This window comes from Candidatus Poriferisocius sp. (assembly GCF_965208355.1).
GTDB lineage: Bacteria > Actinomycetota > Acidimicrobiia > Acidimicrobiales > Bin134 > Poriferisocius.
Genome location: NZ_CBDBOM010000002.1, coordinates 20,814 through 37,648, shown reverse-complemented (window position 1 = coordinate 37,648; position 16,835 = coordinate 20,814). Strand labels below are relative to the sequence as shown.

The following is a 16,835-nucleotide window of genomic DNA, read 5'->3' as shown; positions in this document are numbered from 1 at the left end:
TCCTGATGGCACAGGTGGGCGATGACATCATCGTGCTGGACAGCGTCTACAAGATCTTCGGCCCCCAACCCCGAGGAAGGGCGTTCGAGTTAGCTAGCTCGGGGATGGGCAAAGACGAGGTGCAGGCCGAGACTGGGCACGTAGTCGGCCTCCACGACGTGTCTTTTTCGGTGCCCAGGGGTGAGATATTCGTAGTGATGGGCCTGTCGGGGTCGGGCAAGTCCACCGCTATTCGCACTGTCAACAAGCTTCACGACATCACCGCCGGCACCGTCACGGTTGAGGGCACCGACGTGCAAACCCTTGAGGGCTCAGAGCTCCAAGCATTCCGCAGGAGCCAAATGGGGATGGTCTTCCAGCACTTCGCACTGTTCCCTCATCGCAACGTCATCGACAACGTGAGTTACGGCCTCAAGGTCCAGGGCGTAGACAAGACCGCCCGCAGCGATGCGGCCATGCGGGCGTTGGCGTTGGTTGGCCTCGACGCCTATTCGCAGAACATGCCGTCGGAACTGTCCGGTGGTATGCAGCAGCGGGTCGGCTTGGCCCGAGCACTGGCGTCGGACCCCGAAATACTGCTGATGGACGAAGCCTTCAGCGCTCTTGACCCGTTGATTCGTCGTCAGATGCAGGACGAATTGCTGGAGATTCAGAGTGAGCTTCAGAAGACCATTCTGTTCATCACCCACGATCTCAATGAGGCCCTGCGCATCGGTGACCGGGTGTGCATTATGAAAGACGGGGCCGTTGTGCAGATCGGCACGCCCGAGGAAATTCTCACCGAGCCTGCCACTGGGTATGTGGCCGAGTTCGTGCAGGACGTCGACCAGGGCCGCGTCATCCAGGTACACGAGGTAATGCAACGGCCGGCGCCAGTTGCCGCCAGCGCCACCATCGCCGAGGCCCTTGGTGCCATGGGCGACCGCATTGGCGCGTTCGTTCTGGATGCCGCGGGGGCACCCACCCACCTGCTCTGCGTCGAAGATGCAGCTCGGGCCGCGAGTATGGGAACCACCGATCTGGCCGCTGCACTTCGTACCGATTTCGAGCGCTGTAGCCCAAACGACCGGCTCAACGAGGTATATGCCGCCTGCGGACGCGGCCTTTCCATCGCAGTGTGCGATGAATCAGGGACGCTGGTCGGAAACCTAGACCCCCGTCACATCATGGAGGAGATGGGCCGGGTCGAGAACCTCATCGAAGGTTTCGAGAGGGAGGTGTTCCTGTGAGTCTTCTGGCCCAGTCGGAGTCTCCCGGCATCGCCGACAACAAGGTTCTCGACCAGTGGGAGGTTCCCTTCGGGGAATGGGTCGACCAGATGGTCGATTGGATCAAGCTCAACCTCGACTGGCTGCTCAACATCATCGAGTGGCCCTTCGATTTTCTGTTCCGCAACTTCGTTGATGGCCCCGGCCACTATCCCTGGTGGCAGATCACCGACATGCCGTGGATCGGCGTTTGCGCACTGGCATTCGCCTTCGGAACCCTGCTCCGCAACGTCAAGGTAGGCGGATTCGTTGCCGGTCTTTTGGCGCTCTGTGGCCTACTGGGCGGCGAGTATTGGGAGGAGACCGCCCTCACTGTGGGCATGATCGTTGTCGCTGTCGTGCTCTGCGCCATTATCGGCATTCCCGTTGGCATTCTCAGCGGGCGCATCGACGGCGTATGGAATTCGGTTCGCCCTGTGTTGGACGCCATGCAGGTAGTTCACCCGTTTGTCTACATGTTGCCGGTCATTTTCTTCTTCAGCCTCGGCCTTGTACCGGCCACGATGGTCACCATGGTGTTTGCGGTGCCGCCGCTGATACGCCTGACCAATCTCGGCATTCGACAAGTGCCTGAGGATGTGGTGGAGGCAAGTCGGGCCTACGGGGCACCGGAGTGGCGGGTGCTGTCTGACGTACAGCTGCCTTTGGCCCGACCCGCCATCATGACTGGGCTAAATCAGACGCTGCTGTTGTCGATCTCGATGTTGGGAATCGCCGCCATCATGGGGGCTGGCGGGCTCGGTCTGCTGGTTTTTCGGTCCGTCCAGAATCTCGATGTCGCAGGAGGCGCCTCTGCCGGTCTGGCTCTGTACATCGTGGCTTTGGTGCTGGATCGCATTTCGCAATCCGAAGACAGCGATCCCGAGAACCTGTTCACGCGGGTTCGCCGGGCCTGGGCCCATCGCCAGGACCCCGAGTCGCTGTTGCCGCAAGCAGCGGTCATCGGCGCGGTGGCCAAGACCCGTAGCCAACCCACTCCGCTGTCCACAGCCGAGCGCCGCGGCCTGACAATCGCAGCTGCTGGGGCGATCATTGCTGTCATTGCGGTCTTCCTGCCTTGGGGGCACGACTCGGGGAAGATCTCCGGCTACTCCCGCCTGGTGGACACGGGACGCTGGGAGTATGTAGAGGTCGACCCGGTGGGATCGCCCGGTGAGGTCGAGCTGCAAGCAGCCAGCGTTAGCCCGCCAGCCGAAAACGCAGCCGCAGTCGAGCGACTGGAGAACCAGCGGGTGGCTGTGCTGGCCGCCGCCGGATCGGAGGGTCTCGAAGACGAGGAGGCCGCCGCCGCCGTTGCCGACCTAGACGACGAGATTGCCCGGCTTTCAAATTCTCTGGAGGGGCGCGACTTCAACGGCCTCAGTGCGTCCGGGGGGTCGTTTTATGGCATAGCCGTCTTCGGATTTGCGCTCTTGGTCATCGCGGCTGCGGTGAACAACCTGAGACGACCGGGTCGAGGACCCCGCCTTTTCAGGTCCAACGGCATGTTGGCATTGACCTTCGGATCGTTGGCCGCAGCCGTCGCCTACCTATGGGCGCCGGCTGCGAGGGCCAATGCCTCTTATAGCGAAGGCATCGGTCCGTGGATAGCGGCGGTGGGCGGCGCGATTGCCGTAGTTGGCGCGGTGATTTGGCTCAGGCGGGCGCCGTACACCGCGCTCAGACCACTGCGGGCCGGAGTTTCACGCGGTCAGATCGGTGTAGCAGCTGTTGTCGTAGCCTTGGCTGTGATCTGCGGGTTCTCGGCCTGGCTCTTCGATGTCCGTGTTGGGGCAGGCATTATTCCCGATCCGGTCGCGGAGGCGCAGATCGAGGCTTTGCGCCAAGAGGCCCGGGATGATCCATCCCGTTCCGCTGAGCTGGCCCAAGACATCAGCAGGATCGCCAACGAGGCCAAGCAGACCGGCAAAGTCATTACCGACGGTTTTGTTGACACCGGTACCAGGTATGGCTATCTGGCCATTGGGCTCGCTGCCCTGGGTCTCGGCTTTGCCTTGCCTGCATCTGGTGTGTTTGGGAGCGAATATCGCCGGCGGTGGCGCTGGAATGCAATCGTTGCCAGTACGGGCGTGGCGCTCTTGGTGATTCCGACCGTTTGGATCGCTTCGTCGGTCAGGGTGGCTGACGCCCAGTTAGACACCGGCGCTGGCTCCTTCCTCTGCCTGATTGCTGGGGTTCTTCTCATTTCCAGTACCGCAAATGTGCTTTCGGAGTTCGACCGAACTCAGGAGTACGTCGCCGTCGACGAATCCGAAGCGGTGCCTGAGGGAGAAGCGGCCGCTATCGAGTAAGAAAGACGGCTCTTGTGCCCTTGGGGCCATTGGACTAGCGTTCTAACTGCCAGCTTCAGGCGTTTCTCCGTTGGCGGGAGAAGAAAATTTTGGAGGGAAGCATGCTTATTAGGAAGCATTGGAAGTTTTGGCTCGCGCTAGTTGCAATTCTCGCATTGGTTGCTGCGGCTTGCGGAAATGATGACGATGATCCGGGGGTTGCGCCGGCTGCTGATGATGCGCCGGCGGCCGATGATGCCCCCGCGGCCGATGATGCGCCGGCGGCCGATGATGCCCCCGCGGCCGATGAGGTGAATATGACGCCGGGTGAGGGTGTCAGCGTTACTCAGGCTCGGGCGAACTGGACGACGGGCTATATGCAGGCGGCTATCTATCACCACCTGTTGGAGGAGCTGGGCTATGAGGTGAGCGAGCCTGCTGATTTGGAGTTGGCGCCGGCGAACGCGTATGTGGCCATGGCCGAGGGGGCGTTCGACTTCTGGGTGAACTCGTGGTATCCGAACCACGATCCGTTCCTCAACGGGGAGATGCCCGACGGGTCCTTGGTCAATCAGCATGTGTCGGTGGTGGGCCAGCAGATCAACGCCGGGGGTCTTGAGGGGCTTTTGACCAACAAGTCGCTGGTTGACGAGCATGGGATCACCACGTTCGATCAGATCATGAACGACGACGCCTTGTTCGAGCTCTACGAGTCTGTGGATCCGAATCCCGGTGACGGCGTCCTCCAGGTCTTGGCCTGCATCGAGGGCTGGGGCTGCAAGGTGGCTCTGGACGAGACGATCGAGTTGGCCGGCTACAGCGGCCGGGTGGAGCAGTTGGAGGCCGGAGGCTACGACTCGCTGGTGGCTGAGATGGTGTCTCGGACCGAGTCCGACACTCCGTTCATTGGCTACACCTGGACGCCCAGCGGCTATGTCACCCAGCTCATCCCGGGTGTCAACGTGATGTGGCTGGCCCATGAGGCCGACAAGGTGCACGACGGGTCCACCGACAACCCGGGGTTCGCGGTCACCGCTCCGGCCGCGCTGGGCACCGATGTGTGCACGAACGATCCGTGCTTCTTGTACCGCAACTCCGCGGACATCAAGGTGACGGCCAACAACGACTTCCTGGTGGCCAATCCGGCGGCAGCGAGGCTGTTTGAGCTGGTGCAGATCAGCGTGGTCGACGTGGCGCTTCAGAACGTGCTCTACGACGGCGGCGAGAACACCACCGACGACGTGAACCGCCACGCCGCCGACTGGATCGCCGCCAACCGCGACGCCGTCGACGCCTGGCTCGCCGAAGCCAGAGCCGCCACCGAATACACGCCTGCACCCGCAGCCCCGGCGGCTGATGAGATGAACATGACGCCGGGTGAGGGTGTCAGCGTTACTCAGGCTCGGGCGAACTGGACGACGGGCTATATGCAGGCTGCCATCTACCGCCAATTGTTGGAGGAACTGGGCTATGAGGTGAGCGAGCCTGCTGATCTGGAGTTGGCGCCGGCGAACGCGTATGTGGCCATGGCTGAGAGGGCATTCGACTTCTGGGTGAACTCGTGGTATCCGAACCACGATCCGTTCCTCAACGGGGAGATGCCCGACGGGTCCTTGGTCAACGAGCATGTGTCGGTGGTGGGCCAGGAGATGCTTGCCGGCGGTCTTGAGGGGCTGATGACCAACAAGTCCTTGGTCGATGAGCATGGGATCACGACGTTCGATCAGATCATGAACGACGACGCCTTGTTCGAGCTGTACGAGTCGACCGACCCGAATCCCGGTGACGGCGTCCTCCAGATCCTTGGGTGCATCGAGGGCTGGGGCTGTTATGTGGCTTTGGCTGAGACGCTCGAGTTGGCTGGCTACGCCGACCGAGCGGAGCAGTTGGAGGCCGGCGGCTACGACGCGGTGATCGCCGAGGCGGTGTCCCGGGCCGAGTCCGGCACGCCGTTCATTGCCTACACCTGGACGCCCAGCGGCTATGTCACCCAGCTCATCCCGGGTGTCAACGCGATGTGGCTGGCCCACGACGCCGACAAGGTGCACGACGGCTCGACCGACAATCCGGGCTTCGCGGTCGATGCTCCCGCTTCGCTCAGTACCGATGTGTGCACGAACGATCCGTGTTACCTGTTCCGCAACTCCGCCGACATCAAGGTCACGGCCAACAACGATTTCTTGGCCGAGAATTCAGCGGCGGCGAGGCTGCTGGAACTGGTGGAGATCAGCGTGGTCGACGTGGCGTTGCAGAACGTGCTCTACGACGGCGGCGAGAACACCACCGACGACGTGAACCGCCACGCCGCCGAATGGATCGCCGCCAACCGCGACCTCGTCGACGGCTGGCTCGCAGAGGCCCGGGCAGCAGGCTGACGTCTCAAATGCTCGAAATCAGGCCTTAGGGCTTGAAGGACGAATGAGGGGCGGGGCTTCGGCCCCGCCCCTCATAACGTGGAGCGGACCCCGTATCAGTCTGGAACATTCTTATTGGAGTCTCTAGCGTTCAAGCCTGGTTTGGTTTAGGGTGTGGCCCCTAGGCGGGTTGGCGCGCGTTTGAGCGGGCCAAGCTTGACTTCAAATGGAGGGTAACTGATGAGAGAGCGAAACCTGTGGCGAGCTTTGCTAGCCATTTTTCTGGTCTTTGGGCTGGTTGCTGCGGCTTGCGGCAATGATGACGACGACGAGCCGGGGGCTGCGCCGGCTGAGGAGGCTCCGGCTGCGCCGGCTGAGGAGGCTCCGGCTGCGCCGGCTGAGGAGGCTCCGGCTGATGCGATGCCGGGTGAGGGTGTCAGCGTTACTCAGGCTCGGGCGAACTGGACGACGGGCTATATGCAGGCGGCTATCTATCACCACCTGTTGGAGGAGCTGGGCTATGAGGTGAGCGAGCCTGCTGATTTGGAGTTGGCGCCGGCGAACGCGTATGTGGCCATGGCCGAGGGGGCGTTCGACTTCTGGGTGAACTCGTGGTATCCGAACCACGATCCGTTCCTCAACGGGGAGATGCCCGACGGGTCCTTGGTCAATCAGCATGTGTCGGTGGTGGGCCAGCAGATCAACGCCGGGGGTCTTGAGGGGCTTTTGACCAACAAGTCGCTGGTTGACGAGCATGGGATCACCACGTTCGATCAGATCATGAACGACGACGCCTTGTTCGAGCTCTACGAGTCTGTGGATCCGAATCCCGGTGACGGCGTCCTCCAGGTCTTGGCCTGCATCGAGGGCTGGGGCTGCAAGGTGGCTCTGGACGAGACGATCGAGTTGGCCGGCTACAGCGGCCGGGTGGAGCAGTTGGAGGCCGGAGGCTACGACTCGCTGGTGGCTGAGATGGTGTCTCGGACCGAGTCCGACACTCCGTTCATTGGCTACACCTGGACGCCCAGCGGCTATGTCACCCAGCTCATCCCGGGTGTCAACGTGATGTGGCTGGCCCATGAGGCCGACAAGGTGCACGACGGGTCCACCGACAACCCGGGGTTCGCGGTCACCGCTCCGGCCGCGCTGGGCACCGATGTGTGCACGAACGATCCGTGCTTCTTGTACCGCAACTCCGCGGACATCAAGGTGACGGCCAACAACGACTTCCTGGTGGCCAATCCGGCGGCAGCGAGGCTGTTTGAGCTGGTGCAGATCAGCGTGGTCGACGTGGCGCTTCAGAACGTGCTCTACGACGGCGGCGAGAACACCACCGACGACGTGAACCGCCACGCCGCCGACTGGATCGCCGCCAACCGCGACGCCGTCGACGCCTGGCTCGCCGAAGCCAGAGCCGCCACCGAATACACGCCTGCACCCCCGCCGCCGCCCCCGGCGCCCTTCCGCGTTGCGGTGGTGGCACCAAGCGCGAGCAACGACCTGGCGTTCACGCAGAGCATGTTCGACGCGGTGAACGCTCTCGTGGCTTCAGGGGACATCAGTGAATTTGCCATCACCGACGGCACCTTCATTGTGGAGGACGCTGCCGCAGCCATTCGGGGCTATGCCGAAGAGGGCTACGACCTGGTTATCGCCCACGGTTCCCAGTACGGCGGACCGCTACAGGAGATCGCCCCGGACTTCCCCGACGTATCGTTTGCCTGGGGCACCGCGGTGGACACCTTCGGTCTTCCCAACGTGAACTCCTACTCGGTTCGCTCCGATCTCGGTGGCTACGTCAACGGCGTAGTGGCCGCTCAGCTCACAGAGAGCAACGTGATCGGCGTGATCGGTCCGATCGAGGTGGGCGACGCCAAGCTCTATGTCGACGGGTTCGCCGCAGGAGCCACGGCTCAGAATCCCGACGTCGAGGTCAACATCGTCTACACCGGTTCATTTGCCGACGTAGCGCTGGCCGCGGAAGCTGCCCAATCGCACATCTCCGCCGGCGCCGACGTGCTGACCGGTTCGGCCCAGATGGTGGTGGGCGCCACCGGAGTGGCCCAGGAGAACGGCGTGCTGTGGTTCGGCACCCAGGCCAACCAGACCGCACTCGGTGACGACATCGTGGTGGCCTCGCAGGTGTACCGCTGGGAGGTCATCCTCTCTGAAGTGGTCGATCAGGTTAAGGGCGGCACCTTGGGTGGCACTACCTTCATCATGACCTTCGATGGCGGAGGACTGGAGATCCAGTTCAACGACGCCATGGACATCCCCGCCGACGTGCTGGCCTCAGCCGAGGACACCATCGCCGGTCTGTCCGACGGGTCAATCTCCACTGGGCAGTAACGCTCAGACTATAAGCAAAGTATGAATACTGACTCGGCAGCGCCGAGGCCAGCACCGATGCTGGAGATGCGCGGTATTACCAAGCGCTTCCCCGGCGTGGTGGCCAACGAAGACGTTGACTTCACGGTGCTGCCGGGTCAGGTTCATACCCTTCTGGGAGAAAACGGGGCCGGCAAGAGCACGTTGGTAAAGATCCTCTACGGGCTCTACCAACCCGACGAGGGGTCGATCACCTTCGACGGCTCCCCAGTGAACATCGACTCGCCATCAGTGGCGATTCATACCGGCATCGGAATGATCCACCAGCACTTCATGTTGGTAGACACCCTCACCGTGGCCGAGAACGTGGCCTTGGGGCTGGGCACACCGCTTAGCCTTACCAACCTCCAGCCGATTCGTCGGCGAATCCGAGAGGTGTCTGAGGAGTTCGGACTGCATGTCGATCCCGATGCCTATATCTGGCAGATGGCGGTGGGAGAGCGGCAGCGGGCCGAAATCGTAAAAGCGCTGTACCGAAACGTGAGGCTGCTGGTGTTGGACGAGCCCACTGCGGTGTTGACCCCGCCCGAGGTCTCCGACTTATTCGTAACCCTCCGACAGCTCAGCTCCGATGGGAGAGGACTGGTGTTCATTTCCCACAAGCTGAACGAGGTGATGGAGATATCCGACGAAATCACCGTGCTACGTGACGGCAAAGTCTCCGGGCGCACCACTCCTGCGGAGTCCAGCAGGGAGTCGCTGGCCATGATGATGGTGGGACGCCCGGTGGAGTTCACCCGCACCCTCGCTGAACAGGAACCGGGCGATCCCAAACTGGAGGTGAGAAACCTCCGGATCCGGGGCGACCGGGAGGAGCTGGCGGTGCGCGATGTGAACATCGACGTGCGGGCCGGCGAGATCGTCGGCATCGTGGGAGTGTCGGGCAACGGGCAGCGAGAGCTGGCCGAGGCCATCGTCGGGTTGCGGGAGATTGAGTCGGGCGAAGTGTTCATCGACGGCCAACCGGTAAAGACCCCCACTCCCAAGCAGGTGCGGTCGATGGGCTTGGCCTATGTGCCCGAAGAGCGCATGAAGTACGGCAGCATCGGCGACTTCACCGTGGCCGAGAACCTGATCTTGGCCGACTATGACCAGCCGCCGTACGCGCGATACGGGCTGTTGAGCCTCAACTCCATTGAGACCCGCGGCAAGCAACTGGTGGGCGATTATTCGATTCGCACGCCAAACACCAGCACCCTCACCCGCAAGCTGTCGGGGGGCAACATCCAGAAGGTGGTGATCGCCCGGGAGTTCAGCGGCGATGCCGAGATGCTGCTGGTGGCCCAGCCCACTCGGGGCATCGATATCGGCGCAGCCGAATACATCCACGAGCAGCTGCTCACCCAGCGAACGCAGGGCAAGGCCATCTTGTTGATCAGCGAAGACTTGGACGAGGTGATGGCCCTGTCCGATCGGTTGGTGGTGATGTACGAAGGTTCGGTAATGGGCCGAATGGACCGGGCCGATGCCACTGTCGAGCAGGTGGGCCTGCTTATGAGCGGCGTGGGCGAGCCAGAGGGCGCGGCGATAGCGGGATAGGCAAGCCTGGGCTGTTCAGGTCAAACGGCAGTAGGCTGACCTCTTCCTGGGAGGTGTCTGAGTACCTGGTGGGCTCCCCCGCCTTCAAAGCGGGTGGGACGGGCGATCCCCGTCCGGCGGGTTCGATTCCCGTCCACCTCCGCCACGTAAAGGCTTGTGACCTGGACTTATATATGTCTGTTGGCTTTCTGTTACCACTTCTGTTACCACTGTTGTTATGCCATGAGAAATCTGTGGGCGCGCTCGCGCCGCGGTGACCAGGGTTATGAATGGCACCACTGGTCGGCCATAGCACCCACGCCAGGCCCTAGGCTCAGGCTAGTGGTCAAGTTCCGGCAGGCGGCTCGGCTCATCGAGTTGACCGGCAAATGGAGAGATTCTCGCTTCGGCGTGCCTTGGGGCACCAAATCTGCAGATGGCTTGGCGCTCTTGCAATGACGCTGCGCTGGTGCGGGAGGTTTCCGAAGAAATTCGGCCGATGCCCGAGCCCTGTTGAGTCAGGCGCTTGCGCCATGGCGGGACTTGAACGGCGCTAATGGCCCGAAGGGCGCGTTGAGATAAACCTCTCTGAGGGGGCAGAGCTTGGCCTGAGCGTCTTGAACCTGCCTTCTGGCAATCGAGGGCCAATGGGCCGGGGGCGGTTGCGGTGATGATAGTGATCCAGTCGGGGACGTGTTGGACAGTTTGTGGTTTTGTGAGGACGGCGATGACGGTGGCGTTGCTGCCGGGTGGTCTGGTGGGGGGCCAGGGGGTGTAGCCGTCGGTGATGACGATGACCACGGCGGGCTGGGGTTGTATGGCTGCGGCTGTGTGGATGGCGGCGGCCATGTCGGTGCCGCCTCCTCCGGCGAGTTCGATTCTGTTGGCGTTGATGATGTGTTGTGTGGTGTGGGTTTTGGTGTCGTGGGTGTGGACTGTGATGGGGTGCTGGCCGCCGGTGTGCTTTAGGACGGCTTGAGTCTCGGCGAGGGCTTGTTGGAGGTCCGTTCCGCGCATTGAGGCGGAGGTGTCGATAATAACGGCGATATCGGCTGCGGGCTGGTTGGTTCCGGGTGCGATGATGGGGCCGTTTTGGGGGCGGCGTGGCGGGCGGGTGTAGGTCCAGTGGCCTGTTCCGGGTTGGCGTTGGATGCCGCGTCGCAGTTCGGCGGCGAGGATGCGCCGCCAGTCGGCGGTCGGGACGGCGGTGTGTTCGGCCCACCGGGTGAGTCCACCGGGGGTCGACCCCCAGCCGTGCTGGTGTTGGTGGTCTAGGATCGCGTGGGCGGTCGTGCGGCGAAGGTGTTGTCTTCTGGCTGCGCTGAGGCCGGGCTGGGGGTGCGGCATGTCGTGGCCGGTGGTGGCCGAGTGGCAGCAGATGGCGGGGATTTCGATGGTTTCGGCGCTTTGGAGGAGGAGCCGGTAGTAGGTCTCGGTGATCTTTGATGGCGGCAGGCTGTAGTCCTCCGGATAGACGACTTTGAGTGGCAGGGGGAAGTCGTCGGCGCGAAGGTCGTTGTTGATCTCGCAGTCCGCCGCGAGGTTCCAGACCGTGTGCAGTTCGATGGGAACACCGGCGCGGCGGCCCCGCTCGAGATGGCCGCGAAGGGCGTGGTTCAGCTCGTGCGCGAGCGAGCCGGCGGCCTCTTCGACGCTGAGGGAGGCGGCGACGGACGGATTGACGTGAATGCGCCATTTTTCGTCGATGGCGAACGTGTCGGCCTGGTCGGTGAACAGCAGCGGGCAGGAGAACAGCGCGGCCGAATAGTAGGGGCGGTGCCGGGCGATCCACAGCCTCGCCGCTGCCACTTTCTGGCGGCCCTCCGTGTCCGTGCCGCTCCGTCCGAGTTGGGGGCCGAGATGAGGAGTCGGGGATTGGGCGGTCATGCTGCGAGGTCACCATCGGCGGGGATTTGAGCCGCGATTTCGGCGAACACCTCGTATCCGGGGGGCAGACCCACTCCGGCGGGTTTGATTTCGACGAGGCGCATGGCCGCGGCTGCGGCGATGTCGGGCACTCCCTGGCGCGCCGCGGCGATGCACACCTTGAAAGCCTTCTTCCACAGCCTTGTGCTGGGTTGGGCGGCGGCGCGGGCAACGATCGCGCTGAGCGCGGCGTGCCGCTGGTCGGAGCGCTCCAAAGAGGCGAATAGGGCCGGGGCGGCGAGGAGTTGATCGGTGTCCGGCAGATCCAGATTGTGCTCATAGGCCAGGTACTCGGCCGCGGCCCCGGTTCCCAAAAGCGAGGCGGCGACCAGCAGCTCGGTCTCCTCATCGGCCGCTGCTTCGTGGGCGATGGCCAAACAGCGGGCTGTGCGCTCCCAGGTGCGCGGCGAGGGGAACCCCCCCACGGGGATCCCCTGGCGAGGAGGGGCGGACAGCAAATCGGGCCTGGCTGTGAGGAACGCGGCCTGGGTGGCTTTGTGCTCGGCGACTGCTATGGGGTCCGGCGCTGCGTCAGTGGAAATGTCGAGCGGGCCGGTGTCGGGCCAGCCCGACAGGTAGCCGCGCTTCCACTCGTCCAATGAGACGGGCCAGCGCAAGTGGGCGAAGCGGCTGGCGACGGGGGCGGACAGGTCCCACGCGCCGATGTTGTGCTCGGGCGGGTTTGCCGCCGCCACGAACCGCACGTCCTGGCCCAGCTCGAGTTGGCCGACCCGGCCTTCGAGAATGACCCGCATCAGCGCGTTCTGCACGCCGGGCGGAGCGGTGTTGACCTCGTCGAAGAACACCAACTGCGGTTCCCGGCTCTCAGCCACGCGGCGCGCCCAGGCGGGTGGCTCGAACACCACCCCTTCGTCTGTGCGGACGGGCAGTCCGCCGAAGTCGGTCGGCTCGTGCAGCGAGACGATCACGGTCGTCGTTGGCCACCCGGCTGTGGCCGCGTACCGCTCGATTGTCTCGGTCTTGCCCGTTCCTGGATCGCCCCACAAAAGCACCGGGACTTTCGCTGCCAGGAGCACCTGCATCGCGGCCAGCACCGCCTGTTGGGATTCGGCGATCAGCTCGCCTGCGGGCAGTTGCTCGTCTTGCTCGTCGCTCATGTCCTGTTCCTTTCCTCATCTGGTTGTCGTTCGTGTCCTGGCCCCGCTGCTGCGGGCAACAGCGTTCTGCGTCGTGTCATGCGACAGGTACCAGCGGTTCCGCTCTTTCGCGGGCAGCGTTTTGGGCGCGGCGTTCGCGGAGGGTGTAGGCGGCTGCTGAGAACACGACTGCGCATTCGTCCTCGCAAAGTTGTTCGAGGAGCCGGTCGGGCACCGACGGGTTCTCGACCACCGAGTGGCGGATGTACTTGTCGCGGTGCGCTGCGAGGCGCTCCAGCACGGCCTCGTCGATGTTCGGGTTGCGGGCCGCGGCGTCTTTGACTTGGCTGTCGGAGTCGCCGACCAGCGCTTCGAGCACGTCGGGCGGGGTGGAGGTGTTCGCTGCCGCGCCCCATCGCAGCCAGTCGTCCTCGGAACAGGCGAACCGCCCGATGGTGTCCTCGGGAACCTCGGGGCGCGCGCATACCGCCCTTCGCACCCCGAGGTCGGAGTCTTCGGCCAGGCAAGCGACCGCTTCGGGCGAGGCGGACGGGTTGTTCCCCAAGGCCTTCCGGACGGCGGGATCGGCGTCCTCAGTCAAAGCGGCCAGCACATCTTCAGGCGCGTCAGCCCGGCGGGCGATGGAGGCGCGCACCCTGGGATGGGGGTCTTCGGCCAGCCGCCGCACCATGTGTTCGCACAACTGGAGGTTGGCCGCCGCGGCGGCGCGCACCACAAGGCTGCGGTCGGCGGCCAGCTGCTCAAGCACATCTCCGGGCAGGCCGCGGCGCTCCGCGACCACGGCACGGACTCCGCGGTGCCTGTCGGCGGCGAGCCATGCGATGAGCCGGTCGGGGGCGGACGGGTTCCAGGCGATGGGGCGGCGCACAATCCATTGCGGGTGCCCGGCGAGGCGCTCAAGTGTGCGGCGACCGGCGTTGGGGTGGCAGGCCACCCAGCTCAACACGCCGCTGTCCTTAGAGCGCGACAGCCGCCCCAAAACGTCGCGGGGCGTGTTCGGGTTCACCGCCAACAGCCACAGGACCCGATCCCCGACCAGCCCGGAGTTCCCCCGATACCGGCCCCTGAACAGCCACCGCAGCACCGCTGGGTCGGCCGAGGCGTTCTGCGCTGTGCGGTACACGGGCCGATGCTGGGTGTGAAACCGGCACAGGTGCTTCAACGCCCCTGCCGGGGTGCGCGGATGCGAGCACACTAGATCGGCGACCTCCCAAAGCGTCCATTTCGCCATCTCTTTCAACCGGGCCGGGGAGGTGTCGGGGTCGCTGGCCTCGGCCGACAGGCGCACGGCCTCGTCGCGGTGGCAGGCCAGCCGCTCCCAAAACCCTTCGCCGAGGCCCGCCAGCCACCCACACCCGTTCCACCAAGCCCTTCTCGGCCGAAGCCCCGCATTGATCTCCCAGCCCAGCCAGCCCGGCCCCACCCCCGCCTCGGCCGACAGGTTGCTCTCCAGGCGCGCCGACACCGCCCAGCCCAGCCACTCCGCCGCTGCGTAGTGGTCCCACCACGCGCACGCGACCGTAACCGCTGCTGCCAGATGCGGGGGCACCCTCGCCTCGAACACCTCTGTGCTCGCCGCCACACGCCGAAGGCAGCGGCCAAGCTCGGCGATGTCACCCGGACCCGCCACACCGGCCTCCAGCGCCGCCCCCATCCCCCGAAGGCGGCTAATCGGCTCCGACGGCCCGCCCAAACCCTCCAACACCGCCAACTCCGCCTCGTTCGCCAAGCCCCACAGGCCGTCCGTCCGGCGGGCGAACACGGCCCGCACTCCATCGCACACCAAAACCCGGCGATCCGCTTTGCGGGGCGCTGCTTCACCCTCCATGGCCGCAACTGCCCCGCTTTCCGGTGCCGAATGCGAACAGCGGTCTCCCGCACCTTAGGAGCCGCAGTCTGGTTTTGGGATAGGAGCGGCGAAGATCTTGGCGGAGAGGCCACATCCTTCGGATTGCCCGGGAGCACGCAGTCAGCGGAGTTGTCGGTTGCAAAGCCATGCGGATCCTCTCGTTTTCGGTCTTGCGATTTCAGCATTCGGGAACGGTCGCCCCGGTGAGCCGGCTGCGGTCTGGGCGCGGAAGTCGTCGTGGAACGGCTGTGGTGAGCGGCAGCGATGAGATTGCAGTTCCACGCGCCATCTTGAATTCCCGGTCCCCTCGCCAAAGGGCGCCTTAGTCTTAGGTAGAGATAGAGTTGATTCTCCTCGATCAATTGACACACCGATTGAGAGGAGGCCGCCAGGGGTGGTCCCACACCTGGCGGCCTCAGCGCTTACGCAGCGTCCAGCAAGCCGATCCAACGCTCCACATCAGCACGCCGCCAACCCACAGCCCGGCTGCGAGGCCCGCCTAGGCGCACCGGAGCGGGGAATTCTCCGGCACGCACACGCCTCCACAGCGTCGTCTTCGACAGGCCCGTCATGCACAGCACCTGGCCGATTCGCAGGATCTGAACTTCAGCTTCCATTGATTCCTCCTGTTCCCTTGCTTCTCTTCTCGATCGCCGGCTCCGATTGCACCTGGGCCGGCGTGGGCCACCCTAGGACAGGTGCTGTCCTAGCCGGCCGGGTGTGAGGACAGTGGGCCGGCGTGGGCCACCGTGCATCCCGGTCCGGGCTCCGCTGTCGGCGAGCTTTGCGGGCCGGCATGCAGCCGGGCTCCCTTTCCGGAACCCGGCCAGCACGCCAGCCCCCCGATTTGCAGCCGAGAGGACGTCCCGATGCAGAGGTTCTAGAGACTGAAGGGAAGTCTCAGACCGGTGCGGCCTCCCGGCTTGCAAGTCTCCACCAGTATATTTTATAAATAAAAAAAGTCAACACCTGGGCGAAAGAAGGCATCCGAGCAAGGCCATTGTCTCTCCAGCCGCTATTCCAGCGGTATGGTTTGGCTGTGCCCAGACAGCGTGGCAGGAAGAAGCCGAACCACTGGGCCGAAGACGGCGGATGGCCTTACGCCTGCCTCAGCGACGACGCGCCGCCCACCGCCCACTTGATGCAGGCGGTCGCCCGGCGCCTCAGGGAAGCCCTCAGATACAAGTCCACGGGCGATCCTCATCGCATCACCGGATTGGAGGCCTCCCAGGCCTCAGGGGTTTCCCCCACCACCATCACTAACATCATCCATGGCATCACCTGGCCCGACGCCGACTCCATCGCCCGCCTCGAATGCGCTCTCGACGTCGACCTATGGGGCAGCGAGCACCGCAGGGCAAAAGGAGCCAGCCGCTCCGAGACTGATCCGACATGAACAGCGTCGAGTGACCTGGACACCAGCAGGCTGACCGACGACCTAAAGGGGAAACAATCGCAATTGCCACCGACAATCGAATTCCCGTTGCTGCACGATGACTCGCCTCCCCCCACACGTCACCACCCAACTCAACCCGGCCATCGACGAACCGGCCGGCGCTCTGGATGCCCTCCACGCAGCGCTCGGCTCTCTAGCGGGCGACGCAAGAGCAGACCACGACCCCGACAACGCCGAGACCGCGTTCTTGGCCTCCGCTGCTGCGGCGGCCCGCACCGCGTTCGGGTCCGAGGCCGACACCGCCGAGGCGATGGGACACATGTCGGGACTGTGCGCTGACGTAGGAGGGTTCCCTGGACAGCAGGGGCCGTGATCGGAGTCATCGACGTAGTAAGAGGAAGGGACTTATAGACATAGCTAGACATCTGCCGAGCGCCGCAGAAGCTCTTTCAAGTCGGCCTTGATGTCAGCCACAGTTATGGGAACGAACCGGCGGTGCACTGCCCACTGGAGCGAGCACAGAACACTGCGCGCCGACGTGGTATGTCACGGAGCCGACATACCCCACTTGCCGCTAGCGCATCCCCGCCCCCACAGGGACGGCAGCGGCACCCACGACACCGTTCACCACCACTGCACCGCAGAGGTCCAACAACAGGTGAGGCCCACCCCGGATACGAGCAGTGGTCCTGTCCGCCCGATTCGGCCCATGGACATCACCCGAATTCCAGTCCGCCGACATTGGTAC

The 16,835-nt window shown here is 64.2% G+C and carries 11 protein-coding genes and 1 tRNA gene; 8 read left to right on the top strand and 4 right to left on the bottom strand.

Annotated elements, in window-relative coordinates; genetic code table 11:
* Positions 1-5 precede the first annotated feature (5 nt).
* The 6 genes from ACOGXH_RS00235 to ACOGXH_RS00210 all read left to right on the top strand — a co-directional run bounded on the left by ACOGXH_RS00235 (position 6) and on the right by ACOGXH_RS00210 (position 9,964).
* Complete coding sequence (locus ACOGXH_RS00235; RefSeq protein ID WP_419927110.1) at positions 6-1,229, top strand: quaternary amine ABC transporter ATP-binding protein; 1,224 nt, start codon at positions 6-8, stop codon at positions 1,227-1,229.
* The gene (locus ACOGXH_RS00230; protein WP_419927109.1) at positions 1,226-3,559 is read left to right on the top strand and encodes an ABC transporter permease; all 2,334 of its coding nucleotides are present in this window, start codon (positions 1,226-1,228) and stop codon (positions 3,557-3,559) included. Before ACOGXH_RS00235 ends, ACOGXH_RS00230 begins: the two co-directional genes overlap by 4 nt.
* 155 nt (positions 3,560-3,714) lie before the next feature.
* Complete coding sequence (locus tag ACOGXH_RS00225) at positions 3,715-5,913, top strand: glycine betaine ABC transporter substrate-binding protein (RefSeq protein WP_419927108.1); 2,199 nt, start codon at positions 3,715-3,717, stop codon at positions 5,911-5,913.
* 219 nt (positions 5,914-6,132) lie between these two features.
* On the top strand, positions 6,133-8,241 hold the full coding sequence (locus ACOGXH_RS00220) for a BMP family ABC transporter substrate-binding protein (protein WP_419927107.1): 2,109 nt from the start codon (positions 6,133-6,135) through the stop codon (positions 8,239-8,241).
* 57 nt (positions 8,242-8,298) lie between these two features.
* Positions 8,299-9,819, top strand: coding sequence for an ABC transporter ATP-binding protein (locus tag ACOGXH_RS00215; RefSeq protein ID WP_419927106.1), 1,521 nt, complete (start codon positions 8,299-8,301; stop codon positions 9,817-9,819).
* A gap of 49 nt (positions 9,820-9,868) precedes the next feature.
* Positions 9,869-9,964, top strand: a tRNA-Sec gene (locus tag ACOGXH_RS00210).
* Positions 9,965-10,137: 173 nt separating this feature from the next.
* Here ACOGXH_RS00210 and ACOGXH_RS00205 read toward each other — a convergent pair.
* The 4 genes from ACOGXH_RS00205 to ACOGXH_RS00190 form a co-directional block, all read right to left on the bottom strand.
* Entirely contained in the window at positions 10,138-11,685 is a 1,548-nt protein-coding gene (locus tag ACOGXH_RS00205; RefSeq protein WP_419927105.1) for a DUF2201 family putative metallopeptidase, read from the bottom strand.
* Positions 11,682-12,842, bottom strand: coding sequence for an AAA family ATPase (locus ACOGXH_RS00200; RefSeq protein ID WP_419927104.1), 1,161 nt, complete (start codon positions 12,840-12,842; stop codon positions 11,682-11,684). Before ACOGXH_RS00200 ends, ACOGXH_RS00205 begins: the two co-directional genes overlap by 4 nt.
* Positions 12,843-12,918: 76 nt before the next feature.
* Entirely contained in the window at positions 12,919-14,670 is a 1,752-nt protein-coding gene (locus tag ACOGXH_RS00195) for a hypothetical protein (RefSeq protein WP_419927103.1), read from the bottom strand.
* A gap of 443 nt (positions 14,671-15,113) precedes the next feature.
* Positions 15,114-15,308 (bottom strand): helix-turn-helix transcriptional regulator, encoded by a 195-nt coding sequence (locus tag ACOGXH_RS00190; protein WP_419927102.1) that lies wholly within the window; start codon positions 15,306-15,308, stop codon positions 15,114-15,116.
* 422 nt (positions 15,309-15,730) lie between these two features.
* Between ACOGXH_RS00190 and ACOGXH_RS00185 the strand changes: the two genes are divergently transcribed.
* On the top strand, positions 15,731-16,087 hold the full coding sequence (locus tag ACOGXH_RS00185) for a helix-turn-helix domain-containing protein (protein WP_419927101.1): 357 nt from the start codon (positions 15,731-15,733) through the stop codon (positions 16,085-16,087).
* A 97-nt stretch (positions 16,088-16,184) separates the two neighbouring features.
* Complete coding sequence (locus tag ACOGXH_RS00180) at positions 16,185-16,460, top strand: hypothetical protein (RefSeq protein ID WP_419927100.1); 276 nt, start codon at positions 16,185-16,187, stop codon at positions 16,458-16,460.
* Positions 16,461-16,835 lie beyond the last annotated feature (375 nt).